This window comes from Nonomuraea sp. NEAU-A123 (assembly GCF_018603905.1).
Taxonomy (GTDB): domain Bacteria; phylum Actinomycetota; class Actinomycetes; order Streptosporangiales; family Streptosporangiaceae; genus Nonomuraea.
On record NZ_JAHFZZ010000024.1, the window covers coordinates 72,028 to 98,224 of the forward strand.

The 26,197-nt window shown below is 69.5% G+C and carries 27 protein-coding genes and 1 pseudogene; 8 read left to right on the forward strand and 20 right to left on the reverse strand.

Going from position 1 to position 26,197, the window contains the following annotated elements:
• Positions 1-40 precede the first annotated feature (40 nt).
• The 11 genes and pseudogenes from KLK06_RS47320 to KLK06_RS47370 form a co-directional block, all read right to left on the reverse strand.
• Positions 41-421, reverse strand: a complete 381-nt coding sequence (locus KLK06_RS47320) for a hypothetical protein (protein ID WP_214642318.1) — start codon at positions 419-421, stop codon at positions 41-43.
• Positions 340-1,404: an FAD/NAD(P)-binding oxidoreductase gene (locus KLK06_RS47325; protein WP_214642319.1), complete on the reverse strand. Its 1,065-nt coding sequence runs from the start codon at positions 1,402-1,404 to the stop codon at positions 340-342. Before KLK06_RS47325 ends, KLK06_RS47320 begins: the two co-directional genes overlap by 82 nt.
• Positions 1,405-1,416: 12 nt before the next feature.
• Entirely contained in the window at positions 1,417-1,833 is a 417-nt protein-coding gene (locus tag KLK06_RS47330; RefSeq protein ID WP_214642320.1) for an arsenate reductase ArsC, read from the reverse strand.
• 12 nt (positions 1,834-1,845) lie between these two features.
• A complete protein-coding gene (locus KLK06_RS60765; protein ID WP_214642321.1) occupies positions 1,846-2,496 on the reverse strand; it encodes an arsenate reductase ArsC in 651 nt (216 codons plus the stop codon).
• Positions 2,497-2,499: 3 nt separating this feature from the next.
• Complete coding sequence (locus tag KLK06_RS47340; RefSeq protein WP_214642322.1) at positions 2,500-3,189, reverse strand: MarR family transcriptional regulator; 690 nt, start codon at positions 3,187-3,189, stop codon at positions 2,500-2,502.
• Positions 3,190-3,237: 48 nt separating this feature from the next.
• Positions 3,238-3,951 (reverse strand): MIP/aquaporin family protein, encoded by a 714-nt coding sequence (locus tag KLK06_RS47345; RefSeq protein ID WP_214642323.1) that lies wholly within the window; start codon positions 3,949-3,951, stop codon positions 3,238-3,240.
• Entirely contained in the window at positions 3,948-4,307 is a 360-nt protein-coding gene (locus tag KLK06_RS47350) for a metalloregulator ArsR/SmtB family transcription factor (RefSeq protein ID WP_214642324.1), read from the reverse strand. The genes KLK06_RS47345 and KLK06_RS47350 overlap by 4 nt, the downstream gene beginning before the upstream one ends.
• Positions 4,308-4,349: 42 nt before the next feature.
• Entirely contained in the window at positions 4,350-4,901 is a 552-nt protein-coding gene (locus KLK06_RS47355; protein ID WP_214642325.1) for an arsenate reductase ArsC, read from the reverse strand.
• Positions 4,902-5,416: 515 nt separating this feature from the next.
• Positions 5,417-6,661 carry an MFS transporter gene (locus tag KLK06_RS47360; protein WP_214642326.1) on the reverse strand — a complete coding sequence of 415 codons (1,245 nt, stop codon included), beginning with the start codon at positions 6,659-6,661 and terminating at the stop codon, positions 5,417-5,419.
• 328 nt (positions 6,662-6,989) lie between these two features.
• Positions 6,990-7,187: pseudogene (locus tag KLK06_RS47365) on the reverse strand (transposase); the annotation flags it as partial.
• Positions 7,188-7,230: 43 nt separating this feature from the next.
• Complete coding sequence (locus KLK06_RS47370; RefSeq protein WP_308168763.1) at positions 7,231-9,138, reverse strand: SpoIIE family protein phosphatase; 1,908 nt, start codon at positions 9,136-9,138, stop codon at positions 7,231-7,233.
• Between the two features lie 408 nt (positions 9,139-9,546).
• Here KLK06_RS47370 and KLK06_RS47375 point away from each other — a divergent pair, with 408 nt between their 5' ends.
• Positions 9,547-9,786: a hypothetical protein gene (locus tag KLK06_RS47375; RefSeq protein ID WP_214642328.1), complete on the forward strand. Its 240-nt coding sequence runs from the start codon at positions 9,547-9,549 to the stop codon at positions 9,784-9,786.
• Between the two features lie 173 nt (positions 9,787-9,959).
• Entirely contained in the window at positions 9,960-10,136 is a 177-nt protein-coding gene (locus KLK06_RS47380; protein ID WP_214642329.1) for a hypothetical protein, read from the forward strand.
• 34 nt (positions 10,137-10,170) lie between these two features.
• Here the strand turns inward: KLK06_RS47380 and KLK06_RS47385 are convergent, their stop codons facing one another.
• Positions 10,171-10,662: a DUF4352 domain-containing protein gene (locus KLK06_RS47385; protein ID WP_214642330.1), complete on the reverse strand. Its 492-nt coding sequence runs from the start codon at positions 10,660-10,662 to the stop codon at positions 10,171-10,173.
• Between the two features lie 181 nt (positions 10,663-10,843).
• Here KLK06_RS47385 and KLK06_RS47390 point away from each other — a divergent pair, with 181 nt between their 5' ends.
• Positions 10,844-11,983, forward strand: a complete 1,140-nt coding sequence (locus KLK06_RS47390) for a recombinase family protein (RefSeq protein WP_214642331.1) — start codon at positions 10,844-10,846, stop codon at positions 11,981-11,983.
• 102 nt (positions 11,984-12,085) lie between these two features.
• Here KLK06_RS47390 and KLK06_RS60770 read toward each other — a convergent pair whose 3' ends face one another.
• From KLK06_RS60770 to KLK06_RS47415, 5 genes are read right to left on the reverse strand one after another with little or no spacing between them, the layout of a single operon-like run.
• Positions 12,086-12,982 carry an SIS domain-containing protein gene (locus KLK06_RS60770; protein ID WP_308168764.1) on the reverse strand — a complete coding sequence of 299 codons (897 nt, stop codon included), beginning with the start codon at positions 12,980-12,982 and terminating at the stop codon, positions 12,086-12,088.
• 19 nt (positions 12,983-13,001) lie between these two features.
• Complete coding sequence (locus KLK06_RS47400; protein WP_214642332.1) at positions 13,002-14,480, reverse strand: hypothetical protein; 1,479 nt, start codon at positions 14,478-14,480, stop codon at positions 13,002-13,004.
• Positions 14,477-15,409: a BadF/BadG/BcrA/BcrD ATPase family protein gene (locus KLK06_RS47405; RefSeq protein WP_214642333.1), complete on the reverse strand. Its 933-nt coding sequence runs from the start codon at positions 15,407-15,409 to the stop codon at positions 14,477-14,479. The genes KLK06_RS47400 and KLK06_RS47405 overlap by 4 nt, the downstream gene beginning before the upstream one ends.
• Before the next feature lie 17 nt (positions 15,410-15,426).
• Positions 15,427-16,506: a helix-turn-helix domain-containing protein gene (locus KLK06_RS47410; RefSeq protein WP_214642334.1), complete on the reverse strand. Its 1,080-nt coding sequence runs from the start codon at positions 16,504-16,506 to the stop codon at positions 15,427-15,429.
• Positions 16,507-16,515: 9 nt separating this feature from the next.
• Positions 16,516-17,364 (reverse strand): fumarylacetoacetate hydrolase family protein, encoded by an 849-nt coding sequence (locus KLK06_RS47415; protein WP_214642335.1) that lies wholly within the window; start codon positions 17,362-17,364, stop codon positions 16,516-16,518.
• A 115-nt stretch (positions 17,365-17,479) separates the two neighbouring features.
• Between KLK06_RS47415 and KLK06_RS47420 the strand changes: the two genes are divergently transcribed.
• From KLK06_RS47420 to KLK06_RS47430, 3 genes are all read left to right on the forward strand, one after another.
• Positions 17,480-18,775 (forward strand): aspartate aminotransferase family protein, encoded by a 1,296-nt coding sequence (locus KLK06_RS47420; protein WP_214642336.1) that lies wholly within the window; start codon positions 17,480-17,482, stop codon positions 18,773-18,775.
• Positions 18,776-18,906: 131 nt separating this feature from the next.
• Entirely contained in the window at positions 18,907-20,229 is a 1,323-nt protein-coding gene (locus tag KLK06_RS47425) for a hypothetical protein (protein WP_214642337.1), read from the forward strand.
• On the forward strand, positions 20,226-21,026 hold the full coding sequence (locus KLK06_RS47430) for an ABC transporter substrate-binding protein (protein WP_214642338.1): 801 nt from the start codon (positions 20,226-20,228) through the stop codon (positions 21,024-21,026). Before KLK06_RS47425 ends, KLK06_RS47430 begins: the two co-directional genes overlap by 4 nt.
• Here KLK06_RS47430 and KLK06_RS47435 read toward each other — a convergent pair.
• Entirely contained in the window at positions 21,023-22,033 is a 1,011-nt protein-coding gene (locus KLK06_RS47435) for an ABC transporter substrate-binding protein (protein WP_214642339.1), read from the reverse strand. The genes KLK06_RS47430 and KLK06_RS47435 overlap by 4 nt on opposite strands.
• Before the next feature lie 167 nt (positions 22,034-22,200).
• On the reverse strand, positions 22,201-22,497 hold the full coding sequence (locus KLK06_RS63350) for a hypothetical protein (protein ID WP_374197198.1): 297 nt from the start codon (positions 22,495-22,497) through the stop codon (positions 22,201-22,203).
• Between the two features lie 33 nt (positions 22,498-22,530).
• Between KLK06_RS63350 and KLK06_RS47440 the strand changes: the two genes are divergently transcribed.
• Positions 22,531-22,683: a hypothetical protein gene (locus KLK06_RS47440; RefSeq protein ID WP_214642340.1), complete on the forward strand. Its 153-nt coding sequence runs from the start codon at positions 22,531-22,533 to the stop codon at positions 22,681-22,683.
• 47 nt (positions 22,684-22,730) lie between these two features.
• Here the strand turns inward: KLK06_RS47440 and KLK06_RS47445 are convergent, their stop codons facing one another.
• On the reverse strand, positions 22,731-24,344 hold the full coding sequence (locus tag KLK06_RS47445; RefSeq protein ID WP_214642341.1) for a CocE/NonD family hydrolase: 1,614 nt from the start codon (positions 24,342-24,344) through the stop codon (positions 22,731-22,733).
• Between the two features lie 235 nt (positions 24,345-24,579).
• On the opposite strand from KLK06_RS47445, the gene KLK06_RS47450 reads away from it, so the two are divergent.
• The gene (locus KLK06_RS47450) at positions 24,580-26,187 is read left to right on the forward strand and encodes a phospholipase A2 (RefSeq protein ID WP_214642342.1); all 1,608 of its coding nucleotides are present in this window, start codon (positions 24,580-24,582) and stop codon (positions 26,185-26,187) included.
• Positions 26,188-26,197: the final 10 nt, after the last annotated feature.

Sequence of the window (26,197 nt, forward strand, 5' to 3'; positions counted from 1 at the left end):
GCGTAGAGGATCTCGCGCGCCCAACGGGACACGACAGTGGTCATGCACTCCACGGGAACGCGATCTCCAGCCAGTGGTGGGCGGCGCGCTGGAGGGCGTCCCAGGGGCTGCCGAGCGGCGGGGTGTAGGCGAGATCCAGATCCAGGATCTCGCGCACGGTGATGCCGTGGTGGATGCCGGTGGCCAGCACGTCGATGCGTTTGGCGATCTCGGCCCCGCGGCTGCCCACCAGCTGGGCACCCAGCAGGCGGCCTGTCGTGCGGTCGCCGGTCAGGCGTAGGTCGATGGAGGTGGCGCCGGGATAGTACGACTTGTGGTCATCGGCGGTGGCCTGCACGGTCACCGGCGCAAAGCCTGCTTCGGCCGCCTCGCCATCACGGATTCCCGTGGCAGCGCTGACCAGGTCGAAGACCTTGACCACCTGGGTGCCGAGCGCGCCGGCGAACTCGCGGTACCGCCCGCGGCGTTCTCGCCGGCGACGCGTCCCTGCTTGTGGGCGGTAGTGCCGAGGGGGATGTAGGTGGTGCGGTCAAGGAGACGGTGGTAGGTCTCCACACAGTCGCCTGCGGCGTAGATGTCAGGCAGGTTGGTCCGCATCCTCCGGTCGACGGCGAGGGCACTCCCGGCACCTGTCAGCGTTCCCGCTGAGGTGGCGAGCTCGGTGTCAGGCTGTACGCCGGTGACGACGAGGACGAGATCGGCGCCATGGTGTTGCCCGTCCGCGCCGGTAACCACCAGGCCATCGCCGTGGCGCGCGATGGATTCCACGGTGATCCCGCAGTGCAACTCGACACCGTGACGTGCGAGCTCAGCGGCGAGGCGGTCAGCGGCTTCGGCATCGAGCGAGCGGGCCATCACCTGGTCGAACCGCTCCAGCACGGTGACCTGCAGACCACGCGTGGTGAGAGCCTCTGCCATCTCCAGGCCGATGTAACCAGCACCGATGACGATGGCAGAACGCACGCCCGGCCGGTCGAGCGAGGCGGTCAGAGCGACGGTGTCATCCATGGTGTGCAACTCGTGCACACCATCCTGCGGACCGAGCGCGTCGAGGCCGATGATCGGCGGACGTTGCGGCCTGGCGCCGGTTCCGATGATCAGACGGTCGTAGCCGAGACGCTGCCCGGAGTCGGTGATGACGGTGTGCCTGGCCGGGTCGATGGCTACCGCTCGCTCACCGAGCCGCAGGTTGAGGCCGGCTGCCTTCAGGTCGTCCTGAGTGCGGTGCGCGAGGTCGCTCGCCTGCGGCACCTCCCCGGACACGTGGTAGGGGATCCCGCAGATCGAGTAGTTCGGATAGTGGTCGGCGACCAGGAGGGTGACGTCGTGACGGTCATCGACGGCCTTGGCACTCAGGCCGGCCTCGATCCCGGCATCGCTGCCCCCGATGATCAGCAGACGCATGGGGGTTCCCTCCTAGGTCAGTTCCTTGATCAGCTTCTCGATGCGGGTGCGGATCTCGTCGCGGATCGGGCGGACGGCCTCGATGCCCTGTCCGGCGGGGTCGTCGAGTTTCCAGTCTTCATAGCGTTTGCCGGGGAAGATGGGGCAGGCGTCGCCACAGCCCATGGTGATGACCACGTCGGAAGCCTGGACGGCGTCGGTGGTGAGGATCTTGGGCTGCCGGCCGGTGATATCGATGCCGACCTCACGCATGGCCTCGACGGCGATGGGGTTGATCTGGTCGGCGGGCGCCGATCCGGCGGAGCGGACCTCGATGCGGTCCTCGGCCAGGTGGGTGAGCCATCCTGCGGCCATCTGGGAGCGTCCGGCGTTGTGCACGCAGACGAACAGAACGCTGGGCTTGTCGCTCAAAGGGTGGATCCTTTCCATCGTTGCTGATCTTCAGGCTGCCGGGATTTCGAGGTCGTCGAGCAGGTGGCGGACGCGGCGTTCGATCTCGTCGCGGATGGGCCGCACGTCCTCGACGCTCTTACCTGCGGGGTCGTCCAGTTCCCAGTCGAGGTAGCGCCTGCCGGGGTAGACGGGGCAGGCGTCGCCGCAGCCCATCGTGACGACGACGTCGGCGGCGCGGACGATCTCCTCGGTCCACGGCTTGGGGAACTCGCGGGAGATGTCGATGCCCCGCTCGGCCATGGACGCCACCGCTGCGGGGTTGATCTCGCTGGCGAACTCCGAGCCGCCGGACCAGGCATGCGCGCGGTCTTCGGCGAGGTGTTGGAAGAAGCCCATGGCCATCTGGGAGCGTCCGGCGTTGTGCACGCACAGGAACAGTACGACGGGGCGTCCGTCGCTGTGGCCTTCCACCCGGGCCAGGGCGCGCAGGCGCTGGCGGGCGAAGCGTTCGGCGAGCAGTGGCAGGTAGTTGGGGATCTTGCCGTGCGCGGCGAACTGGTCGTAGCTGGTGTGCAGGAACCGTTCGATGGTCTCGGTGCCGAAGGTGCCGGTGAATTCCTCGGCCAGGCGGCGGGCGGCGGTGAGCAGGGCGTGTTGCTGGTCGATGGACAGGTCCGGGTGGCGGTAGGTCTGCGGCATGGCTCACTCCTGCGGGAGGTGCACGGCGGGCGCCAGCCGTTGGACGCGGTCGGCGATGTCGGTGTAGGCGCGTTCGAAGGCGTCGTCGTTGCCGGTGCGGACCGGGTCTGGGATGGACCAGTGCAGCCGGTCGGTGCCGGTGATCTGGGCGAGCTGTTCGTGGGCGGCGTCGCAGACGGCCACGACCAGGTCGTCGGGATGCACTGTCTGCTCGACGTGGCGGGTTTCGGCCTGCCGCAGGTCGAGGCCGTGATGGCGGGCCAGGGCGATCGCCTGTGGGTGGACGTGGGCCGCGGGCTGGGTGCCCGCTGAGGTGGCGGGCACGGTGCTGGTACGGCTCCACAGGGCGGCGGCCAGTTGGGAGCGGGCGGAGTTGTGGGTGCAGACGAACACGATGCGCGGGGCGGGTCGGGCCGCGGCCGGTAGCAGGCCGGACAGGGATTGTGGGATCAGGCGCAGGTAGGTGCGTCTGCGGTCGCCTTCGGATCGGCGGCGTTCGACCACGCCTGCCTCCTGCAGCAGCTTGAGGTGGTGGGCCAGCAGGTTGGTGGGCAAGCCGAGCGCCTGGCCGAGCTCGCCCGGGGAGGCGTCGCCCAGCAGCAGCCGGTCCACGATGGCCAGGCGGCCGGGGTCGCCGAGCGCGGCGTGCACCCGCGCCCGCGCCGCCACCGAGGAAAACCAGTCAGCGTTCATTGAGTCAATAATCACTGAGCTAATTCCGGCAGTCAAGCCCACCGCCGGTCAGTGGACGTCCGAATGCGGCACGACCGGCTCGGCTGTCCCCACCGCAGGTTGGCCGAACAGACCGTGCACCAGCACCAGACCGATGACGCCGCCGATCAGTTGGGCGGCGATGAAGCCGGGCAGCGAGGTGGGGGCGATGCCGGCGAAGGTGTCGGAGAAGGCGCGTCCGATGGTGACGGCGGGGTTGGCGAAGCTGGTGGAGGAGGTGAACCAGTACGCCGCCCCGATGTAGCCGCCCACTGCCAGCGGCGCCACGGCGGTGCGGCCCGACCTGGTCAGGCAGAAGATCACCAGCACCAGGCCCGCGGTCGCCACGACTTCCCCTAGCCACAAGTGCGCACTCGATCGTGGCGTGCTCGACCAGGTGACGGCGGGCTTGTCAAACATCGCGTTGGCCAAGATCGCACCGCCGATCCCGCCCAGCACCTGGGCGGCGACGTAGCCGCCGAGCTCGCCCACCGACAGGCCGACTCCGGTACGCCGTCCCTGCCACCAGTCGGCCAGCGACACCACCGGGTTGAAGTGCGCGCCGGAGACCGGGCCGAGCACGACGATGAGCACGGCCAGGCCGAAGACGGTGGCCGTGGAGTTCTCCAGCAGTTGCAGGCCGACATCGCGCGGGGACAACGTCTGGGCCATGATGCCTGAGCCCACCACCACGGTCACCAACAGCGCGGTGCCGAGGAACTCGGCCAGCAGGGGGCGCCTCACCCGGCCACCCCGGCGGGCGTTGCGGCGTCCGCCGCGAGCAGCGCCGACAGTTCGGCGAGCCGTTCCGGCACGATCCGGTAATACACCCAGGAAGCCCGCCGCTCACTGGCCAGCAGGCCGACGTCCTTGAGCACCTTGAGATGGTGGCTGATCGTCGGCTGCGACAGGTCGAAGGCGTCGTTGATGTCGCACACGCACACCTCGCCGCCCGCGTGGCTGGCCACGATGGACAGAATGCGCAGCCGTACCGGATCGCCCAACGCCTTGAACACCCGCGCCACGCCCTCGGCCTGCTCGGTGTTCAGCGGCTGGCGTGCCAGCGGCGGGCTGCACCCCAGGACTTGCAACAGCTCCATCGGGCCTCTCCGAAATCGATTCATGTCTATATCGGCCGTAGTCTATGCAAGCTCGTTCAGGAGGTCGCGCACGCGGGCGTCGACCAGGTCGCGGATCGCGTGGACCTCCTCCAGGCTCTTGTCCGCCGGGTCGGGCAGGTCCCAGTCCAGGTAGCGCTTGCCGCTGTAGACGGGGCAGGCGTCGCCGCAGCCCATGGTGACGATGACGTCGGCCGCTCGCACGACGTCGTCGGTGAGCGGCTTGGGGAACTCCGCCGAGGCGTCCAGGCCGACATCGGCCAGCGCCTTCACGACGGCCGGTTCGATCCGGGCCGCGGGTTGCGAGCCCGCTGTGCGTACATGGACCCGTCCCTGGGCGTGGTGGTCCATGAGGGCGGCGGCCATCTGGGAGCGTCCGGCGTTGTGCGTGCAGATGAACAGCACCTCGCACACCGGCTTGGGGATGAAGCCCTTGCTCTGGGCCAGCGCGGTGAGGCGGTCGGTGGCGAAGCGCTGGGTCAGCACGTGCAGGTGGGTCTTGAGCCGGGCGGTCAGGTAGAGCGCCAGGTACGACTCGCGCACATACGGTGTCCGGGGTGCGGGCGACGCCGACATCGAGGCCCTCGTCCTTGGCCCGCTTCATGTCGACGACGCCCTGGACGAACGCCTCGTCGAGGCCATAGCCGACGAGGTTGGCGCGCAGCTCGTCGAGCGGCTGGCGTTCATAGCGGACGGGGCGGCCGAACTGCTCGGTCATGATGCGGGCGAGGTCGTTGGGGGACAGGTCCTGCGGTCCGAGGACCGGGACACTGCCGGTGCCGGTCCACGAGCGGTCCAGCAACAGGCCGGCGGCGACGGCCGCGATGTCGGCGACGGCGACGAGGGGCGCCTTGCGGTCGGCGTCGACGGCGTCCATGAAAACGCCCTTGTCGCGGATCGAGGCGGCCTCCTCCAGGAGGTTCTCGAAGGGTGATCACCGCCGCCCAGTCGGCCTCGACCTCGGCGTTCAGTCGCCGCGCCACATTCTGCGCGCGCTCGCGCCGCTCGTCGGCCGTCGCGACCACGTGAACGAGCGCGTCCAGTTGCCGGTAGCCGGGCGGCATGGGTCTGGGCGATGTTTCCTGCTCCGATTAGTCCGACGCGGAGTGACATGGGGTTCTCCTCGGCGTGCGTGTGCCGTGCAGGTGCGTCATCCCGAGGACGAGGAGCAGGCATGGTGGGATTACCAGCACGAGCCCCGCCGCAGCCAAGAGGACGGCTTGGTTGCCGGTCAGATTCGCCAGCGGCCCGGTGATCGCCTGGCCGAAGGGCATCAGGCCGAACGTGCTGAGCCAGGCCAGGGAGGTGACTCGCCCGATCAGGTGGTCGGGCACCTCGCGGTACATTGCGACATCCCAGCACAGGGCGTACGTTTCCACGCCGAAGCCAGCCACGAGGTAACAGGAGAAGAGCACCCAGACCGATGGGGCATACAACAGGCCGAGAGGGACGAGGACGTACAGCGACATCGAGAACACGGCCACGACTCCCGGCCGCCGGGGTCTCCAGGCCATCATCGTGATGCTGCTGATCAGCCCGCCGGCCCCGTAGCACGCGAGGGCCGTGCCGTACGCGGTGTAGGAGCCGAACGTGTCCCGGCTCAGCACGGGTAAGAGCACCTGGCTGGGCGCGATCACGAACATGAGGCTGACCGGTGAGAACAGGAGAAGCGCCGTCAGCCACGGCCGGCGCCCCGCGTCGGCGAATCCCGCCACCGCATCCCGCAGAAGGGAACGGCGGGCGACCGGTGTCCACGGCGGCTCCGCGACCCGGCGGAAGGCGAGCATGCTGGCGGCGAACACGAGAGCCGCCAGCACGAAGGGAAAGACCTCGCTCGCACCGGCGAGCAGTGTGCCGATCACCGGGCCGACGATGACCCCCACCCGGGTGCAGATATTGATCAAGGCCCGGCCGGACACTCGCTGGTCCTCATCCAGAGAGCCCGCCAGGATGGCGTTGAAGGCGGGCCGGATGAACGCCTCGGCCGCGCCGACCACGAACAGGACGACGGCCAGCAGCCACACGGCAGGGGTGCGTCCGGCTACGACGATGGGGACGCTCGCTGCGACGGCGTCGATGGCGAGCATGATGGTCAGGATCCGCCGTCGCGGCAGGCGATCGGACCAGACTCCCCCTATCAGGAGCAGGCACAACGACGCGATGCCCTTGGCAGCGAGCACGACGCCGACCGCGGCCGCGTCGCCCCCGGTGCTGAGCACCGAAACGGTGACGGCGACCGCGAGGGCCTGCTCGCCCAGCACGAACCCTATCTGCGCCAGCGCGATCATCCGGAACGGGGGATTGCGCAGCGGGCTCAGATCAATGCCCGCCAGCATGAGCCGCACGATGTCAGTTCCCCGCCTTCCTGGCTCGAAGCACGAACTCGACGAGTGCCGCCATGGTGGCCAGATCCTCAGGTGTCACCGCAGCCACAATGAGACCGAATTCCTCTTCGATCGCGGCCACCGTTTCGACCCGGGCACGCTGTCATAGACCACGCCCGAAGCGTCCTCAAGAGGCCGGTCTACCGGCCAGTCGCGAATCGAGGTGTTGAGCACGCGCTCCAGTACTCCCTGCACTCTGCTAAGAGTGTCCGCCTCGTCGGTGTCGCTCAACATGTTCGCATTACTCCTTAATGACCCGCTCGAAGATCTCTGCGAGCTTGATGCCCAGCTGCTCGATGAGCTTGTCGACGCGCCGGGTGGACACGCCGAGCAGGTAGCTGGTCGCCACCACGCTGATCAGTGCCTGCTCGGCGCGGCGGCGGCGCTCCAGCAGCCAGTCGGGGAAGTACGAGCCGGACCTGAGCTTCGGGATCGCGAGCTCCACGGTGCCTGGGCGGGTGTCCCACTCGCGGAGTCGCGATGATCGTTTCCACGCCCCAGAGAGATACCCCCGCCAGGGGTCATCGGGGTGCCGGGGCATTCCGCAGGAGGAGAAGGGCGATGTCGTCACTACGCTGCTCATTCGTGATCGGACCGAGGAGCAGCTCCGCCATGTCATGCAGGGCTTGGCCGGGCGCGGGGGTGAAACGGGCGGCCAGCTCGGCGATGGACTCGCCGAGGTCGCGGCCGGGTTGTTCGATGAGGCCGTCGGTGTAGAGGACCATGACCGCGCCGGGTGGCATGTTCACGTCCGTGGTGACGTATTCGGCGTCGGGGTCGATGCCGAGCAGCAGGCCGGGGGAGGTGTCGATGACCTCGGCCGGGGCCCCGAGCAGGCCGAGCACCGGCGGCGGGTGCCCCGCGCTGGCCAGGTTGGCGGTGCGCCTGCGCGGGTCGAAGCTGATGTACAGGCAGCTGGTGAAGCGGTCGGTGGCCAGCTCAGTGAGCAGCCGGTTGGTGTGCGCGAGCACCTCGCCCGGGGCGGCGCCGGCGGTGGCGTGGGCGCGGATGGCGGTGCGTACCTGGCCCATGAGTGCGGCGGCGGTCATGTCGTGGCCTTGTACGTCGCCGATGACGGCCGCGGCCATACTGTCGCTGAGGCGGATCAGGTCGTAGAAGTCGCCGCCGATGTCCATGCCCGGGGTGGCGGCCACATACCGGGCGGCCACGTCCAGGCCGGGGATACGGGGCAACGCGTGCGGCAGCAGGCTCGCCTGCAGGCACTGGGCGAACTGGTGCTTGTTGTCGTAGAGCCAGGCACGCTCGAACGCCTGGGTGATCAGCCCGCCGAGCGCGGTCAACATGGCCTGCTCGCTGTCGCTGAACTGATGGGGACGGTCGTAGGCGATAACGCAGGTGCCGATGGACCGCCCCTGGGCGACCAGTGGCAGCAGCGCCCAGGCGCCCATGTTGTCGATGTGGATGGCGTCGGGGTAGGTCTGGCGGAACTCCTCCCAGGTGGCGTAGAACGCTGCTCTGCCCTCGTCATAGCCGCGCGCCCAGCGGACCGGATGGACCACCGGGCGGCCGTTGAACCCCTCCAGGCCCTGCCGGCTGTAGCCGCGTGAGGCGACCACACGCATCCGGCCGCTGTCCCAGGTGAGGATGGCCATCGCCTGGGCATCGCACACTGGCATGACGTGGTCGGCCACCAGGTCCACCACATCCTGCGCGGTCATCGCCCGTGCCAGGGAGACCGCCAGGTGCAACATGCCGTGTAGCCCGATCACCCGCGGACGCCGGTCGGCATCCTCCACGGGAGCCTCGGACGTGGTGGTGGGCGTGATCCGCATGGTGATACCGGGCAGGCTCGGATAGCACTGGAACAGCAGCCGCCGCCCGTCCGGGCGGCGGGCGGCGAACTGGGTGGCCCGGTGGCTGACGATCGCGGTCCGGTAGTGGTCTTCATAGATGGGGTCGTCCAGCCAGGGCAGCGCCGTGCCCAGGCGTTGGCCGACCATCCTGGACGCCTTCGCAGCCAGCAACTCCGCGGCCGGCGCCGTGATGAGGGTCACGCGCGCGTGCGTGTCCAGGTGACAGTAGCCTTCGGGCAGGCAGTTGAGACACGCCAGCGCTGTCATTCCGGCGTACGGCCCCGGCCGGTGAGCCTGGATCGGGTCCAAGATCCGGGGCAATGGCTTTGGGATGATCGGTCGGCCCCGCTCACTCGCCCGGCGAAGCAGGTCGCCCATGCTGGCGCAGGTGTCGTCGATGACGTCGAGCTGACACCGGGTGAGCCCGGACTCGCCTCCCGTAGGCCACCCCAGGACGAACCCGCCCCAGATGGCACCACCGGAGCACACCGGAGAGGCGGCCATCGCGAAGTGGTACGGCAGCGACAGTGCCGCCGCCGGGAACTCGCGGGCCAGGGCCACCCGGTCGCTGAGCCAGAGTAGCCGCCGCTCACGCACCGAGACCGCAACGGGCACGCAATCATTCGTCCTGATCCTGGACCAGGTTCGGGCGATAGCGGCAGGAAGCCCTATCGTCGTCTCCATCTGCAGGAGCTGACGGCTTGCGTCCAGGACATACACGATGCCGAAATGGGCCCCGGCGCTGAACACGGCTTCAATCAGCAGATCGTCCAGGCGAGACGAGTCCGCCGCCTCGCCCGGGATCGAGCGGCTACCCTGCGGTCCTGCCACAGCGTCCCCGGTTGCTGAACCAGAAGTCTGACAAGCGTTCGATCCAGCCCATGCGGCCCAAAGTACGTGCAGAGGTTCATTGAGGGCCTAAAGAATGCGTTTTGTTTCGGTTGGTAGTGAGAAATGTGTTTGTGAGAGGTTTCGGGGCAAGAGGCTGCGGCCCAGCTCGCCAGGCAGCGGTGCGCCCCCTACATGAGCAATCTTGAGCGCGAACAGGCCGATCGCTCCGTTGGCCGCCCGCTGGTTGCGGGAGATCTTGATGCCGGGGTGCCGGGACTGGTCAGCAGGGTGGGCGTGTTGGTGCTGTCCTCGACCTCGTGGGCGAGCCTCGAATTGTGGAGCTGGTTCAACGTCCATGATCGAATCATCTGCCGGACCGCGCACGGTCTTCCAGGTCACTGTCCGGACGTGATCGGGGCAGGAAGCCACTGATCGCACGTTTCGCCAGGATCCCGCTCAAACGGGCGCGCTGCCGTCCTCACCGACCGGCGCCCGGTCATGGCCAGCGCCAAACACAACGAGCTGATCGCCCGCGAGGCGGAGATCCGGAACGAATTGCAGAGCGGCTTGCGCGACATGGCCCTGAGGATGGATGCGAGCCGCCCGTGAGCGACATCAGTGTGGATCTGGAAGCCGTCGCCGCCCGGTTGAAGCAGCGGATGGGGGATGCCGTGTACGAGGCGGCTGTCCTGTCTGTCGCGCTGGACGGCGTTCGAGCCGAACGCGACGAACTCGCCGCCGAGAACAAGCGGCTGCGTGGCGTTCCGGAGCCGGGCGTCTAACCGCCGTATCGAGGCGGGCACTGCGGCTGCTGCATCAGTTGAGGGTCCATTCGCCCTTTTGATCAGCGAAACCGCTGTTCAGCGCGAACTGGAATTTGACCAGCTTCGCCGACTCCGGCACCTCGAACACGACCATGCCCTTGCGAGAATCACCCGCGTTGATCGTCGCGCTGCCGCCGAACGCCTGGCCTTCCCGCACCCCATAGATGGTCGACCGGTACTGCTGGCTCTCGCCGTCGATCAGCATGGCCCCGTTTCCCGGAGCGTCGCTGTATACGGCCTGGCCCACGTTGGCGAGCGTTACCTGAACGGCGACGAACTTGTTGCCAATCTTCGGCTTCAGGAAGTCCTGTGCCGGCGAGGCGGGGTTCACCAGCTGGTTCACCGTCACGGTCATTTTCAGCCCGGGATCCGTTCCCTGCAGAGTGATAGAGCCGCCGACCGCCGCTGTCGACGGCTCCTTCTTCGCCGCCTCCGCCGCAGTCTCTTCTGTCGGCTGCTTCGACGCTTCTACCTGCTGGGCCACGCACACGCCGTCCTCGACTGCCTTCTGAAGGCGGCAATGCGTCCCGACGTTCCCACCTCGCTCGCCGCGACCGACCTCGACTTCGCGGCGGCACGCTTGAACGCCCTGTCTCCGGCCCATTGAGTTCGGCGGGATCAGTAAAGGCGAGCGAAACCGGATCAAGACCCGGGTCCGTACGGCAATGGCGGCGCAGGCCAAGGTGGAGGGCCGCTATCTCGGAGGCCGGCCGCCATACGGTTACCGGCTTGCGGATGCCGGTCCGCATCCCAACCCGTCCAAGGCTGCCGACGGAAAGCGGCTCCACAGGCTGGAACCCGACCCGGTAACTGCGCCGGTTGTCGGCCGGATCTTCGCAGAGTTTGTTAGAGGCAAGGGTCTGCTGGCCATCGCCGAGAGCCTCACTCGCGACGGGATCCTGTGTCCTTCGGCGTACGACCGGGCACGCAACTCCCATCGAAGCGGCATCGCCTGGTCGAAAGCCGCCGTGCGCGCGATCCTGCTCAACCCTCGCTACACGGGGATGCAGGTGTGGAACCGTCAGCACAAGGACGAGATCCTCATCGACGTCAACGATGTTGCGCTCGGCCACACCACCAAGCTCCGGTGGAACGATCAGGAGAGCTGGATCTGGTCGGAGAACGCTACGCATGAGGCGCTCGTAAGCGACGAGGCCCATGCACAGGTTCAAGCTCTGCTGGTGGTCTCTAGAAGTGCTGCAGAAGGACGCAAGCTCCGCCGGACACCATGTCCCTACATCTTCAGAGGCCGGCTTTTCTGTGGCATCTGTTATCGGCGGATGCAGGGAAGCTGGAACAACAACAAGGCGCCGCACTACCGTTGCAAGTTCTCCAGGGAGTACGCGCAGGCCAATAGCGTGAAGCATCCACTATCTGTCTACGTGCGCGAGGAGCTGATCGTCGAGCCGCTCGATCGTTGGCTGGCCACGGCTTTCGACCCAGAGCAGTTCCCGACGACGATCCAGGCCATGACCGACTCGCAACTCGCGAGTGACCATCGGCTGGCCGCCGTGAAGCTGCCCGCCAAGCCGTCACCGAGTGAGAGCGCAAGCTGGTGGGCTATCGCGCAGTTCTTGATGCCGGGATCGACCCGGTGGTGGTCGCCGGCTGGATCGCCGAGACAGAAGCCAAGCGAAAGGTCGAGCAGGTGCTCCTGGACCAGGCGATCACCAAGGTTCCTAGAAGACTCACCGAGGAGGAGATCGCTGCCATGGCTACGAAGCTCGGCGACCTTCGAAAACTGCTCCACAGCGCCGATCCACAGGACAAAGCTGATGTGTACGAGCAGCTCGGCCTGCATATGACCTACGACCCGGCCCGGAAAACAGTGATTGCCAGAGCTCAGCTCAGGCGATCATGTACCAAATTGTGTCCGAGGCCGGTTCGTGCGGGCTCAGGCGGCGAAGTCAGGCGTCTCCCAGGCGTACTCGGCCGCCGTACGCGGCCAGCAGGGCGTCGTTGTGCGCGTCGCCTCCAGGGGTGTTGGCGGATCTGTAGACGGGCGGCGCCTGCCCGGCGGTCAGGAACCGGCCCACCACGTCGGCGACCAGGAGCTGGGCGATCAGGACGCCGGTCAAGTTCGACACGGGGCAGACGGCGCCGCCGCCGGGCAACGGAAGGGCCGCGTCCCCGTACGGTGCGCCGTTGTTAATGACCACGTCGGCCAGCTCGGCCAGTCGCTCCCGCCCACCGGAGTCGCTCCCGGCACCGGCGTTGGCGCCGGTACCTGCGTCAGCGTTAACTCCGCCACCGCCACCGGAGTCGGTGGTGGCACCTGCGTCGGCGTTAGCTTTGCCATCGCCACCGGCACCCACATTGGTACCGGCATCGGCCCGCTCGCGTGTGGCGGCCTCGGTCGTGTGCGCCCTCGAGGTGATCGCGATCACCGGGTGTCCGCGTTCGCCCGCCAGACGGGCCATCTCGACGATCGTGGCGTTGCCGCCGGAGTTCGAGATGATTACGAAGACGTCGTTGGGTCCGATCTCGGCCAGCTCCCAGATACGCAGGGCCAGTCCCGGTTCCCGTTCGATCTTCGGGTCGAGGATGTCCTGCGATGAGGCGTCGCCGTAGTAGGCGAGGTCGCGGATGCCCAGCTGGTTCGCGGGCACCAGACCACCGGCCCGGCCGACCAGCTCCAGCGCGACCGCCCTGGAGTGCCCCGTGCCGAACGCCTGCACCACTCCACCGGCCCGCAACGCGTCGTAGACCAGGCGACCGGCCCGCCCGATCGCCTCCCGCTCCGCGTCGAGCACCCGCTCGACGGCTGTCCTGGCGACGTCCGCGTACTCGCTCTGGCCGATCACATGTCCTCCAGCAGTTCGATCACATGTCCTCCAGTAGTTGGCGTGCGGCCTCGGCCAGCGCCTCGGCGCTGCCCGGAGCCACCTGGCTCACCAGCACTTCGTACTCGGCCCGCTCGTATGCCTCGGCGGTCGGCAGGTAGCCGGGATAACCGTTGACGTATCCCAGCACCATGACCGGCCCCCCTGGGGCGATGCTCTCCGCCACGGCGAGGAACGGTTCGCCGGGCAGCCCTACCACGGACAACTCCCCGAGGCGGGCGGCGTGCACGTGCACACCGATCGGGTCTTCCCGCCCGCTGCGGTCCGGACGCGCCCGGACCCCCTCCAGCCTGCTGCGGGCAAGCCGGACAGCGACCGGATCGCCGCTGGCCTCGGCCGCGCGTAGATCAGCGGCCAACGCGGCCAGATCCACTGCCCGATCGTCGGCCGGACCCTCGATCGGATCTCCGGCCCAGTCCCTGGCCGGACTCTCGATCGGACCCACGGCCGGACCCTCGACCGGATCCGCGGCCCGATCCCCGGCCGGATCCACTGGCACGGAGCCGGGTCCCTCGCCGAGCCGTGCCGGGGCGAGTTCCAGCCGCCGTACCGCCCACGCGATCCCGGAGCCCGCCGACCAGGCGCGGGCCGGGGGTTCCCGCAGTAGCTCCAGGCAGCGGTCGGCGACTATCGCGGCGAGGCGGTCCAGCTCGGCTGCGTCCTGGCTGCGGCGGGTGTGGCGGGTGCTGATGTCGCCTGCCGCGCCGGTGGCGACCAGTGCCCACACGTCCGGGCCGAGCCTCGCGCGCAGCGCCCGCCGTACGGCACCGACCAGGTCGGCGCTGACCAGACGGCTGGCGGCGGGTAGCACCGTGGGATGAACGGGCAGCACCACCAGCACACCTGCGAGCCGCCCATCCTCGCCCGCCTCGTCGCGGTTGGCGGGTCGCTCGTTCTCACCGGTGCCATTGCGGTTGGCGAGTCGTTCGTTGTTGCCCGCCTCGTCACAGCCGACGAGCCGTCCGTCCTCATTCGGCCGGTGGCGGACGGCGATCACGGTGAGTGGGACCACTGCCGGTGCCGACGGTCGGCTGCGGTCCGCGCCGACCCCGTGTAGTTCGCCGTGGCGTGCTTCCCCGTCGCATCGGTGCTCGTCCTCGATCGCCCGTCGTACGGCCGTGCCCACTGCGTCGGTGAGCCGGTCGAGCCATGGGGCGGGGGTCGGCCCTCCGCCGGGCACGCAGCCGGTCTCCGGGCCTGAGTGGGTGTGGCTGGCCGCCAGCCACAGCTCGCAGCCGAGTGAGCGGGCGTCCGATCTGACCCGGTGGGCCAGGTCCTCGTTCACGCAGATGATGTCGGCGGTCGCCAGCGCGAAGCGGCGTTCGCCGTCGAACCAGGTGATCGCGTCCACCGACAGCGGGTCCAGCAGGCCCGCCGATGGGCCGGGACGGTCGAGGTAGCCGCCCATTGGCGTGCCGTCGGGAACGGGGAGGTCCGCCCTGCCATGGCCCACTCTCATCGCCGCACCGTCCTGATCATCGTTCCGTAGGGTCCCCGTTCTTCGGCGGCGGCCAGCAGGGCGGCGCCCGCGAGGCTGTCGCCGGCCGGTGGTCGGAGGCGGGCCTGGGGGAGGAGGCCGGCCAGTTCCGCCTCGAACCTGGCCCGTAGCGTCGGGTCGCGTAACAGCCGGCCGGTCCACGCCACGGGCACCTCCGCGTCGCCGGGGAAGGCGCGGGCGGCCGCCGCCGCCGTGGCCGCCAGCTCGCGGGCCGCCTCGCTTACGATGGCGCGGGCCGTGTCATCGCAGGCTAGGTCGCCATGAGCCGGGTTGTCACGGGCCAGGTTGTCACGGGCCAGTTCGAGTACGTGCAGGGCGAAGCCCGCCACCTGTGCCACGCCGTCCGGTGACAGGTAGAGCCTGGCGGGTAGGCCGGCCAGGTCGCCGAAGACGTCGTGGGCCCGCTGGGTGAGTGGGCCGCTCGGGGTGCGGCCGTCGAATCCTCGGGCGGCTGCCTCCAGTCCGCGCCGCCCGATCCAGTAGCCGCCGCCCGCGTCGCCGTACAGGAACCCCCACCCGTCCACCTGCCGTGTACCGCCGTCGGTGCTCACGCCCAGGGCGATCGCGCCCGTGCCCGCTGCCAGCACGACGCCCGGTCCGCCCGAGAACGCGCCCGCGTGCGAGGTGACGACGTCCGTGGTGATCATCACCCGCCGGGCCGTCCCGAGCAGCCGGGTGGCCAGGCCTTCCGGGTCGTCGAGGATGGTGGTCAGGCCGAGGCAGACGGTGTCGAGGTCGCCCCAGCCGTCGCCGATCCGTGACAGCACCGCCTCCACCGGTGAGCCCTCGGCATAGGACAGGCCGGGCCTCTCGTACACCTCCCGGATCCGGCCGCCGGTCGCGAGGCCGAGGCGCAGGCCCGTCTGGCCGCCGTCGATCGCCAGGTCCACGTGCCCTCCATGACGAATCACGAGCCGGGCCGGAGCCCGGCCCTTCGGTACTCGGTCGGGGAACACCCGACATGCCGCCTGAACGCGCCGCGCAGCGCCTTCGCGCTCAGGTAGCCGGTGCGGGCGGCGATCACGTCGACGGGCAGCGGCGAGGTGGTCAGCAGCCGGCGCGCGTGCCGCAACCGCAGGCCGGTGAGGTGGCGCAGGAAGGTGGTGCGGCGCTCCTCGGCGAACAGGTGTGAGATGTAGAACGGGCTCGCGTTCACCGCCTCCGCCACCGTCGTCAGGCGCAGGCCCGGGTCGGTGTAGTGCTCGGCCAGGTACGCCTCGGCCAGCGTGAGCACGTCCCGGCGCGGCGGCGGGGGCATCAGTCGGCCGAGTGTCTCGCGCAGCCAGATGTGCAGGTAGGAGCGCTCGTGGATGTCGCCGACCGAGACGATGTCCTCGATCGGCAGCCGGGCGCACGCCTCCACCCAGTCGGTCGAGCCGTCGGTCAGCCTGGACCGGTTGGCCACGTCCACCACGAACAGCAGCTGCCCGATGAGCCAGTTGCGCAGCGTCCGGGGGTCCACGTCCCGCTCGCGGGCGCACCGGTCCACCCATCCCGCCAGCAGCCCGGCCGCGCCGTTGCGGTCGCCGGCCCGTACCCGCCTGGAGAGTTCCTGCTCGATGCGGACGGGAGGCGCGAGCGCCGCCCGCGCGGGCGGCGGCGGGGCGATCACCCGGTCGCCGCCGAGCACGAGCTTGTAGTCGTTGGCCAGCCTGGCGTCGCGCTCGGCCGCGCCGCGGCCGTCCAGGCTCGGCGAGCCGAGGCTGACGGTGGCGGTCCAGGCCGTCTCGCGCACCATGTGCGCGCGCACCTCCTCCGCCAGCGCCGCCGCGTCGCTCATCAGGGCGTCAGGGTCGGCTCCGGTCAGCAGGACGAGCCACTCCTCGGGCGGCTGCGGGCGGCAGGTGGCCCCGGGGCGGCCGCGGGTGGCCGCCCGCACCACCTGGTCGGCCTGCTGGAGCTGGCGGCGCGCCCACGACCTTCCCCGAGCCTGCTCGGACGCCATGTAGTCGTCGATGTCCACCAGCGCAGCCACAGCGTAGTCCATCCCCCTACTTTAGGCGGACCGAAATTTGACCGTATTTACCAGTGTGCCGACTCCGGCCACCGTCGCCCTCATGGTGTCGCCATCCTTGAGCGGCGCGATTCCGGCCACGGTTCCGGTCGCGATCAGGTCTCCGGGCATCAGCGTCATCCCGTCGGACAGGTCCTCGATCAGCTGGGGGAGGGCGAAGACCATCTGCTTGGTGTTCGCCCGCTGTCTGACCTCCCCGTCGACCTCCAGGACCAGGTCCAGCGCCTGCGGATCCGGCACCTCGTCCACCGTCGCGAGGAAAGGGCCGACCGGGGCGAAGGTGTCGAACCCCTTCGACTGGTCCCATGGGACGTTCCTGGCGATGTTGACGAGCTGCAGGTCGCGGGCCGTCATGTCGTTGATCACGGTGTAGCCGGCCACGGCCTCGCGCCACCGTTCGGCGGGCAGGTCCCTGGTGACCTTGCCGATGACGACCGCCAGCTCCACCTCGTGCTCCAGGTGGCGGGTGCGGGCCGGCGCCACCACCGGCCGGTTGTGGCCGGTGAGCGCGGACGGCGGCTTGAAGAACAGCACCGGCTCGGGCGGCACCTCCATGCCGCTCTCCTCCGCGTGCGCCCGGTAGTTCAGGGCCAGACAGCAGATCTTCGTACAGGTGGCCACCGGCGGTTCGAAGAGCACCGCGCTCTGGTCCAGCAGGGGCCCCGCCGACCGCTCGTCCACCAGCTCGGTGAGCCGGTCGAGCCCGTGTACGCCCAGGGCGGCCACCGGGTCGTCGCCGAGGTCGGCCAGGCTGAGCAGGCCGCCGTCCGGGTGCAGGGCCACCAGCTCGACGGGGTCTGCGGGGGTACGCCGAATACGTCCAAGGAACATGACCGCAACCCCATCAAGGGCCCGCGACCACCACAAGCACCGAAATTTGCGCTGACAACCCGCTTCTTGTCCTCTTTCTTGTGGCCAGGCGACACTTCACCGTTTGATGGCCGACATGACCCGGACACTGGACGTCAGCCGCGACCTGTACACCACCGCCCAGCGTTACATCGCCGGCGGCGTCTCCAGCGACGCCCGCCGCATGGCGGGCGTTCCGCTCTACGTGGACCGGGCGGCGGGCGCGCGGCTCTGGGACGTCGACGGCAACACCTACCTCGACTACGTGCTCGGCCAGGGACCCGCGCTGCTGGGCCACTGCCCGCCCGCGGTGGTCGAGGCGGTCACCGCGCAGGTGGTCCGCGGCATCGTCTACTCCGCCCAGCACGCGGCGGAGGCCCGCGTGGCCGAACGGCTCTGCGCCATGGTGCCCTCGGCCGAGCGCGTCCGGTTCAACACGGTGGGCTCGGAGGCCGTGCACGCCGCCTGGCGGCTGGCCCGCGGCTTCACCGGCCGGCCCAAGATCCTCAAGTTCGAGGGGCACTACCACGGCTGGCTGGACCCGGTCCTCTACAGTGTGCACCCGCCCCTGGAGGCCGCCGGGCCCGCCGACCGCCCCGCCGCCGTCCCCGGCACGGCGGGCCAGCCCGAGGCCGCCGACCTGGTGGTCTGCCCGTGGAACGACCTCGGTGCCCTGTCCCGGCTGATGGACGAGCACGCGGGGCAGATCGCCGCCGTGGTCACCGAGCCGGTGCTCTGCAACACCGGCGCCATCGAGCCCGACCCCGGCTACCTCCAGGGTGTCCGCGAACTCTGCGACAGCCACGGCAGCCTGCTCATCTTCGACGAGATCATCACCGGGTTCCGGCTCGCTCCCGGCGGCGCTCAGGAGTACCTCGGCGTGTCCCCGGACCTCTCGGTGTTCGGCAAGGCGATGGCGGGCGGGATGCAGGTGTCGGCGCTCGCCGGACGAGCCGTCGTGATGGACGCCATCTCCTCCGGCAAGGTCGCGCACGCCGGCACCTTCAACTCCCACCCCGTCGGCATCGCCGCCGCCGAGGCGACCCTGCGCATCCTCGACGAGCAACGGGACGAGGTGTACGGCACGCTGTACGCCCGAGGCCGGGAGCTGATGCGCGGTCTGGCGGAGGCGGCGGCCAAGGCAGGGGTCCCGATGCTGGTCGACGGGCCGGGGCCGGTCTTCCAGATCTACTTCACCGAGGCGTCCGCCGTACGGAACTACCGCGACTTCGCGGTGACGGACCGGGCCATGATGGGCCGCCTGCACGCCGCGCTGCTCGACCAGGGGGTCAACATGGTGCCGCGCGGCCTGTGGTTCCTGTCGACCGCCCACACCGAGGCGGACGTCGCCGCCACCGTCGAGGCGTTCGCGGCGGCGCTGAACTCGCTCTGACGCCCCCAGACCGCGTTGTCCGGCGTCGCCGGGCAGGACGCCTGGGTCGCTGACGGCAGCCCCCCTCTTGCGGATCTGCCGCGCCCGCGGCCATGCTCGATTTCCAGCATGAGTCGATCTCGGGAGACGCGGTGACGGCGATGCCTCCGGTCCGGCGCAAGGAGTCGGTCTCCGGGCGGGTGCGTACGCTGGCCGGGCTGTCCCTGTTGACGCTGGCACTGCTGCTGGCCGCGATCCTGGCCGGCGCGGCGAGTACGGGCGCCAGCCTGCGCACCACCGGGCATGACGCCGGGCCGCAGGTGCTGGCCACCGCGGGCCTGCACAGGCAGCTGTCGGAGATGGACGCGCTGGTGGCCGAGACCCTGCTGCTGGGCAGGGAGTACGGCCCGCAGCAGCAGGCCGACCTGACCAGCTATGACCAGCGGCGGCTGGAGATCTCCGAGAGCCTGCTCAGGGCCTACCGGCTGGCCCTGGACAACCCCGCCGAGCAGCGCACGGTCGAGTCGCTGATCGAGGGGCTCGGCCGTTACGAACGGCTGGCGGCCCAGGCCCGGCTGCTGGACACGCAGTCCAAGCACACCGCGGGGCAGCCGCCCGACAACGTGGTCAAGGCCTATCAGCAGGCCACCGACCTCATGCACCGCGAACTGCTCCCTCAGGCCTACAACCTCACCCTGGAAACCGGGACGATCGTCAGGCGCGCGCATGCCGCCGAGCGCTCGACCACCTCGCTGGCCCGCTTCGCCGTCATCGTCACCGGGCTGCTCGCGCTGGCCTGCCTGCTGGGCCTGCAGGCCTATCTGACCAGCAGGTTCCGGCGGGTCTTCGCGCCGGCCCTGGTGGTCGCCACCGTGCTCACCGGTGCCGGTCTGGTGACCGGTACGGTCCTGCTCAACCGGCAGGGCCAGGCGCTGGAGGAGGCCAAGCGCGGTGGGTTCGACTCGGTGCTCACCCTGACCAGAGCACGGGCGATCAGCAAGAGCATGTACGGAGACCAGAGCCGCTACCTGCTCGACCGCTTCCGCAAGGACACCTACGAACACGCCTTCCTGGACAAGTCCCAGACGATCGCGGCCGTCGAGTCGACCAGCCTGCCCGACTACCAGAGCAAGCTGCAGGCGAACTTCCAAGGCCTGCTGGGCAGCCTGACGGGCCAGGACCGGGAACGTCTCTTCGCCGTCTACCAGAGGTTCCAGCAGGCCGACGCGCGGATGCGGACCATGTCGGCCGAGGCGGCGATCAAGTTCTGGGACGGCGAGCTCTCCCAGACCTACGAGAGCTACGACAAGGTGCTGGAGGAACTGGTCCGGCGGCACGAGTCCGACTTCGAGCGCGCCATCGACAGCGGCGACGGAGCCCTGGAGATGCTGTGGCGGTCGATCCCGGCCGGGCTGGCCGCCGGCGCCCTGCTCATCCTGGTCGGCGTCTGGCCACGACTCAGGGAGTACCGGTGAGAAGACTGCTGATCTGCCTGATCCTGCTGGTCAGCGCCTGCGGCGCCGCTCGGCCGGCCTCCCTCGTGGACCACGACGAGCTGATCGTCGCCATCCGCTCCGACGTCCCGCTGATCAGTTTCAAGGGGGCGGACGGCTCCTACGACGGCTTCAACATCGACGTGGCCAAGGATCTCATCTCCCGGCTGGGCAAGCGGATCCGCTGGCTGGAGATCAAGGCCGGCGACCAGCTCACCGTGCTCACGGACGGGCGCGCCGACCTGGTTTTCGCCCACATGTCGGTCACCCCGGAGCGGAAGAAGGTGATCGACTTCGCCGGGCCGTACCACGTCGACTTCCAGGACATCGCGGTACGGCCGGCCGACAAGGGCGTCATCCGCGACGTCCGCGACCTGGAGGGCCGCAAGATCTGCTGGGTGCGCGGCACCAACATCGCCCAGCGGATCGTCGACGAGCGCCGGGTCAAGGCGATCGTCGTCCCGGCACCCGACTACAACGTCTGCCTGGAGATGATCAAGGACGGCAGGATCGACGCCATCTCCACCAACAGCCAGATCCTGGCCGGGCTGCTCACCAAGCCGGGCGTCGACCTGCACCTGGTCGGCGCGACCTTCAACGAGCAACGCACGTCGATCGGCGTGCGCAAGGGCGACGTCGACGGTTGTGAGGAGCTCAACCGGGCCATCACCGAGATGTACCAGGACGGCACGGCGAACATGTTGCTGGACAAGTGGTTCGGCAAGTCCGGCATAGACCTTTCGGTGGTCGCGGTTCCGCAGTTCGAGGGCTGCTCCTAGGCGGGCGGCCCGGCGATCTCCGCGCTGAACCTGTCGACGAGCGCCTGCTTGGCGCGCCCGGCGACCCCCACGTCGTAGGAGACCAGCTTGACCGTCGCGGGGTCGGCCGCCTTGGAGTGCGCCGGCACCTTGGTGTTGGTGGGCAGGGCGTAGAACTTCGCCAGCGGCCCCAGCCGCTGGGACGCTCCGCTCAGCGCCCAGTCGACGTACTTGCGCGCGCTGTCGGGGTTGTGGGCCCCGGCCAGCACCGCCAGGCCACCGAGCTCGTAACCGGTGCCCTCCGCGGGGAAGGTCACTTGCAGGTTCGGATAGCCCTGCTCCTGGGCGGCGACGCAGTCATGGGAGAAGACGACGCCGACCGCCGCCTCCCCCTTGGCCGCCTGCAGGGCGGCCGCGCTGCCGGAGGAGTTGTATCTGAGCACGTTCGGGTGGAGTTTGCGCATGTAGCCGAGCGCCGCGTCCTGATCGCCGCCGTTGAGCTCCACATGTGTCCACAGTGCGGTGTAGGCGGTCCCGGAGGTGGCCGGGTGGGCGATGGCGACGCTGCCGCGCAGCCGTTCGTCCAGCAGATCCTGCCAGGATTGGATCGGCTTCAGGCCGCGTTCGGCCAGCTCCTTGGTGTTGTTGCAGAAGGCCAGCACGCCGGCGTAGATCCCGCTCCAGGCGTTCTCCGGATCCGCCCACCCCTGCCGGATTTCAATGGATTTTTCGGATTTGTACGGCTCAAGCAGGCCCTGACTCTTGGCGGCCACGTAGGCGTCGGCCGGACCGCCGTGCCAGACGTCGAACTCCTGCCGTGCCCTGGCCGCCTTGATCCGCTCCAGCGCCTCTCCACTCGACAGCCGGACGAAGTCGGCCTCCACGCCGGTGGCATCGGAGAACCTCTTGACCATCATCGCGCACCACTGCTCGCTCGCGCCGCACGCGACCGTGATCTTGTCCCTTCTGGACGTCGCACAGCCCGCGGCCATCAGGACCGCTACCAACGCGATGGCTAACGGCCTCATTGCCTCTCCAAGGGGTCGCCCGACGTCTCACCCATGTGCGCTCCCATTCGACACTCCGTCATGAGAGTCACGCAACTGATCTCCGCATGGCCGATCCAGGACGAGGTCCACCCACCCGTGGCCTACTGGCCGGTGTGGTAAACGGCGATCTCGGTCATCGTCGGGGTTTACACCTCGGTCGGCAATTTCCCGGTGAGCGCCACCCGGAGCCGGGAGGTGGTGACGCCGCCGAAACCGGTCACGGTCAGGTCGTGTCCGATGCCGTTGACGCGGCTCGCGAAGGTGACCCAGGCGCCGGTCCCGGCGTCCCATCGCTGCAGCGCGAACGACTGGACGCGCGGGTTGGTGCCTGAGTCGGTGTACTCGTCGAAGGTGGTGTCCGCGCCGAAGTCGATGTCGAGCGTGATCGGGTAGGTCGCGTCGTCGGCCGCCGCCCAGCGGGTCGCCGGGTCGCCGTCGGTCAGCTTCTCCGCGCCGAGCGTGCCGCCCGCGCCAGGGTGGGTCGAGCCCGCGGTGACCGGTTTGCCGAGGGCGAGGTCACCACCCGTGCCGCCGAATCGGTGACCATGTCCAGCGCCACCAGCAAGGTGGTCGCCATCCTGGAGGACTACGCCGGCAACACGGCCACGACCGTACTGCGCGGCAACTGACCACGCCCCTTTGTGCCTGGAGCGGGGGCGTCCATTACGCCCCCGGTTCAGGTCAGGTGCCGCACCGGCAGGATCACGGCGGATGGGTGTTGGCTGTCGTGGTAGATCTCCTGGTCGGCGGACCGGAGGGTGGTGGCGGTGGCGTGGGGTTCGCCGGTTCCCGGGTTGCGGGCGTAGCGGGGGAAGGCGCCGCTGGAGACCTGGACGCGGATGCGGTGACCGCGTTTGAAGCGGTAAGCGGTCGGCCACAGCGTCACCTTGGCGGGGGTGATCTCGCCGGCGTCGGTCAGGCTCACCAGGCCGTCGCAGATGTTGTACGAGCGGCCGCGAGGATCGACGTCGCAGAGCCGGACGAACACATCCGCGTACGGCAGGCTGGAGCGGAACCAGATCTCGGCGCTGACCTCGCCGATGACCTCGACGTCCTGGTCGAGTACGGCGGTGGTGTAGGTGAGCACGTCCGGACGGTTCTCCAGCTTGGTGTTGTCGACCCGGCCGGCGCCGCGGACCATGCGCACCCCGCCGACCGCGGGTGTGGGGTCGGCCGGGTCGTAGCGGTATCGGTCGGGCGGTGACTCGCCGGGCGGCTGGGCGGCCAGGACGCCGCCGGGCTGGAGGTGGAAGCGCTGCGGCGCATGACCAGGCGGTGGCCAGGAGTCGAAGTCGCGCCAGGCTCCCTGCCCCATCACGTACAGGCGTACCGGCGCGCGCTCCGGTGGCTGCCGCCCGTGGGCGTGGGCGAGTCCGAAGGGGATGGCCTCCCGCATCACCGTGCCGTCCATGCCGAGGTGCGTCCACGGCCCGACCGTCAATCGCGCGGGGCGCCCCGCCTCCTGCAGGATCTGGAAGTCGCGGAGTTGGCCGGGCAGGAAGATGTCGTACCAGCCCCCGATCGAGCTGACCGGAACGCTGACCTGCGCCACCCGTTCCCGGTGGTCGAGTCCGGCCCAGCGCGGGGCCGCCGCGTCGTGGGCCAAGACGTCCTGGACGTAGTCGACGCGGTGGCCGGTGGCGGCGACGTCGGACCCGCCGAGCGGCAGGGCGAACAGCGCCCTGCTCTTCCTACGGCTCTGGACAAGCTGCCGCAGCAACGCGAAGCGGCGTTCCTGGCCGTTCACCTGAACGCCCCACCCGAACGGCGTCTCCAGGGACAGGCCGTCCTCGCGCAGGAATTCCAGCGTCAGCGCCGACTCGGTGACCTGCGGAACCATGGCCTTGACCGCCGGCGGCAGGCGATCCGCGACGGCCCACTGAACGTAGCCGAGGTAGCTGGCGCCGGCCAGGACGATAGAGCCGCCGAACCACGGCTGCTTCACCACCCAGTCCAGAGTCGCCAGGCCGTCCTCGCGCTCCTGCCGCATCGGGTCGAAGACCCCGCCGGAGCCGAACGTGCCCCGGGTGCTCTGGATCACCACCTGGAACCCGCGTTCAGCCCAGGGCAGCGCCATCGCACCGCCGAAGAACAGTCCCTTGCGTCCGTACGGACTGCGCAGCAACACGATCGGCAACCCGTCACCCCCGGTGCGCGGCGCCCAGCGGTCGGCCAGCAACTCGACCCCGTCGGGCATGGGAACCCGCAGGTCACTGTGGACCACGATGTCCCGCGTCAGCGGCGGGTCCAGCTTCAACAGGCGCTGCAGGACATGACTGAGGAGTTTCATCGGTGGTGCTCCTGTCCATGAGGCGGAACCGCCGAGCCAGGCTATTGCCCATCATGCCGACATCTGCGACTTCCGCGGTAGACCGCGTCCCGGTGTAAGCGAACGAGGTAGCGGCGGCTACCGCGGATGGTGGACCGCCGGTTCAAACCGGGGGTTGAAGACTGGCCGCCGATCTCTCCATACATTTTGAGCGCGGCGCCGCGAGCATCTCTGCCTACGACGTAAGGAGAGCTTCATGAGGCGATTAACCATCGTCACGGCGGTCACCGCGGTGATCCTGCCCCTGCTGGCCGTCCTTCCCGGGCAAGCGGCTGTCGCCACGGCGGCGGCGGAGAGCGACCAGCCCGTCGGCCCCGGCCAGTACTTCTCCGACACCAAGACCTTCGAGCTCAACGAGATCGACGCCTCGGCGGGTGCGATCGGCCGCAAGCACGGCGTGGCCGCCGTCGACGGCAGCCTGGCCCAGCCGAAGGCGGTGCCGGCCTCCCGCGCCGACCTGTCGGTGTTCGGGCCGGGCTGGCAGGCCGAATTCCTCGGCGGAACGACCGGCCGGAAACTCGAGATCCTCAGCGACGCCGTCCAGGTCACCGAGCTCGACTCGGGGGAGAAGGCCCGATACGCGCTCAAGAGCAGCGCCTCCTTCCCCGACGGCGGTGAGGTGCGGCGCTATGAGGCCGAGAACGGCTCCAAGCTCACCGAGACCACCCGGTGGGACGCGACGGCCGGCGCGATGCGCACCACCATCAGCGAGACGATCGCCACCGCCCTCGGGACCACGGAAACGGGCGACGACGGGTTCACCGACGACAGCGGCAACCCGATCAGCTCAGCCAACCTCAACCAGGTCTACACCTGGCAGCAGACGGGCGTCTCCCAGGGCGACACCTGGAGGGTGACGCGCGTCGGCACCAATGCCTTCGGGACCTCGACCGTGCAGTACGACGCGCAGGGCCGGGTCGCCACCGTCACCGAGCCCGCCGTCGGCGAGGAGCCGGAGAGCGTACTGGCCTTCACCTACGCGACGTCCACCACGGCCACCGGCACGGCCTTCGGCGACTACGCGGGCCGCCTCAAGCAGATCACCCAGACGTCCGGCTCGGGGACCCCGGAAACCGTGGCCGCATACGGATACGACACCGCTGGTCTGCTGCGCAGCATGGCCGACCCGCGCGAGAGCGGCATCCCGCCGGCGACCTATGCCTACGACGCGACGGGGCGGCTGACCACGATCGACTCGCGTCTGTCGGGAGCCTGGGCGCTGGCCTACACCGGCGACTCCGCGCTGCCCGCCGCGACCGCCACCTCCACCACCCGGTGGCCGGACGCCTCCGCCGGCGCGCCGCCGGCGCTCGACCCCGCCGCGCCCGGCAGCGTCCCCAGCGGCGGCGTCGCGGGCCCGCTGTCGTACCCGCCCTCCTGCTGGGCCGCCGTGCACTGGCTGTACTACAGCCGCAACTGCGCGGCCTGGGCAGCGCACTACGGCTGGCACAAGCCGCTGTGGAGGCAGTTGCCCACCCACCGCTGGGTCGTCGGCATCGACCACGACCAGTGCACCAATGCGCCGGACGCTCCGTCGGGATTCAATTTCCGCTCCGCCTGCGACATGCACGACTACGGCTACGGACTCATCGGGAACAACTTGAAGAGGTCGTATTACCCGTACTACCTCGACTGGAGCCGTAAGAACGACGTAGACGTCCTCTTCTACACCACCCTGCGCGACTGGACATGCACCGCGTACAACAAGTTGGTGCGGCCGCTCTGCAGGAACATCGCGTGGACCTACCGGCAGGCCGTGCGCAGAGGCAATCCCAGGAACGGCGCGAACGCGACCAGGGACTGATGCCCCGGGC

Bases quoted from the DNA above. Each gene is read 5' to 3' on its own strand.
- KLK06_RS47420 (WP_214642336.1), top strand. From the start codon at position 17,480: ATGACCCGGACACTGGACGTCAGCCGCGACCTGTACACCACCGCCCAG.
- KLK06_RS47450 (WP_214642342.1), top strand. From the start codon at position 24,580: ATGAGGCGATTAACCATCGTCACGGCGGTCACCGCGGTGATCCTGCCC.
- KLK06_RS47330 (WP_214642320.1), bottom strand. From the start codon at position 1,833: ATGGAAAGGATCCACCCTTTGAGCGACAAGCCCAGCGTTCTGTTCGTC.
- KLK06_RS47350 (WP_214642324.1), bottom strand. From the start codon at position 4,307: ATGGAGCTGTTGCAAGTCCTGGGGTGCAGCCCGCCGCTGGCACGCCAG.
- KLK06_RS47435 (WP_214642339.1), bottom strand. From the start codon at position 22,033: ATGAGGCCGTTAGCCATCGCGTTGGTAGCGGTCCTGATGGCCGCGGGC.
- KLK06_RS47390 (WP_214642331.1), top strand. From the start codon at position 10,844: ATGGCGGCGCAGGCCAAGGTGGAGGGCCGCTATCTCGGAGGCCGGCCG.
- KLK06_RS47410 (WP_214642334.1), bottom strand. From the start codon at position 16,506: ATGGACTACGCTGTGGCTGCGCTGGTGGACATCGACGACTACATGGCG.
- KLK06_RS47445 (WP_214642341.1), bottom strand. From the start codon at position 24,344: ATGAAACTCCTCAGTCATGTCCTGCAGCGCCTGTTGAAGCTGGACCCG.
- KLK06_RS60765 (WP_214642321.1), bottom strand. From the start codon at position 2,496: ATGCCGCAGACCTACCGCCACCCGGACCTGTCCATCGACCAGCAACAC.
- KLK06_RS47340 (WP_214642322.1), bottom strand. From the start codon at position 3,189: ATGAACGCTGACTGGTTTTCCTCGGTGGCGGCGCGGGCGCGGGTGCAC.
- KLK06_RS47360 (WP_214642326.1), bottom strand. From the start codon at position 6,661: ATGCTGGCGGGCATTGATCTGAGCCCGCTGCGCAATCCCCCGTTCCGG.
- KLK06_RS47415 (WP_214642335.1), bottom strand. From the start codon at position 17,364: ATGTTCCTTGGACGTATTCGGCGTACCCCCGCAGACCCCGTCGAGCTG.
- KLK06_RS47355 (WP_214642325.1), bottom strand. From the start codon at position 4,901: ATGTCGGCGTCGCCCGCACCCCGGACACCGTATGTGCGCGAGTCGTAC.
- KLK06_RS47400 (WP_214642332.1), bottom strand. From the start codon at position 14,480: ATGAGAGTGGGCCATGGCAGGGCGGACCTCCCCGTTCCCGACGGCACG.
- KLK06_RS47325 (WP_214642319.1), bottom strand. From the start codon at position 1,404: ATGCGTCTGCTGATCATCGGGGGCAGCGATGCCGGGATCGAGGCCGGC.
- KLK06_RS47375 (WP_214642328.1), top strand. From the start codon at position 9,547: ATGAGCAATCTTGAGCGCGAACAGGCCGATCGCTCCGTTGGCCGCCCG.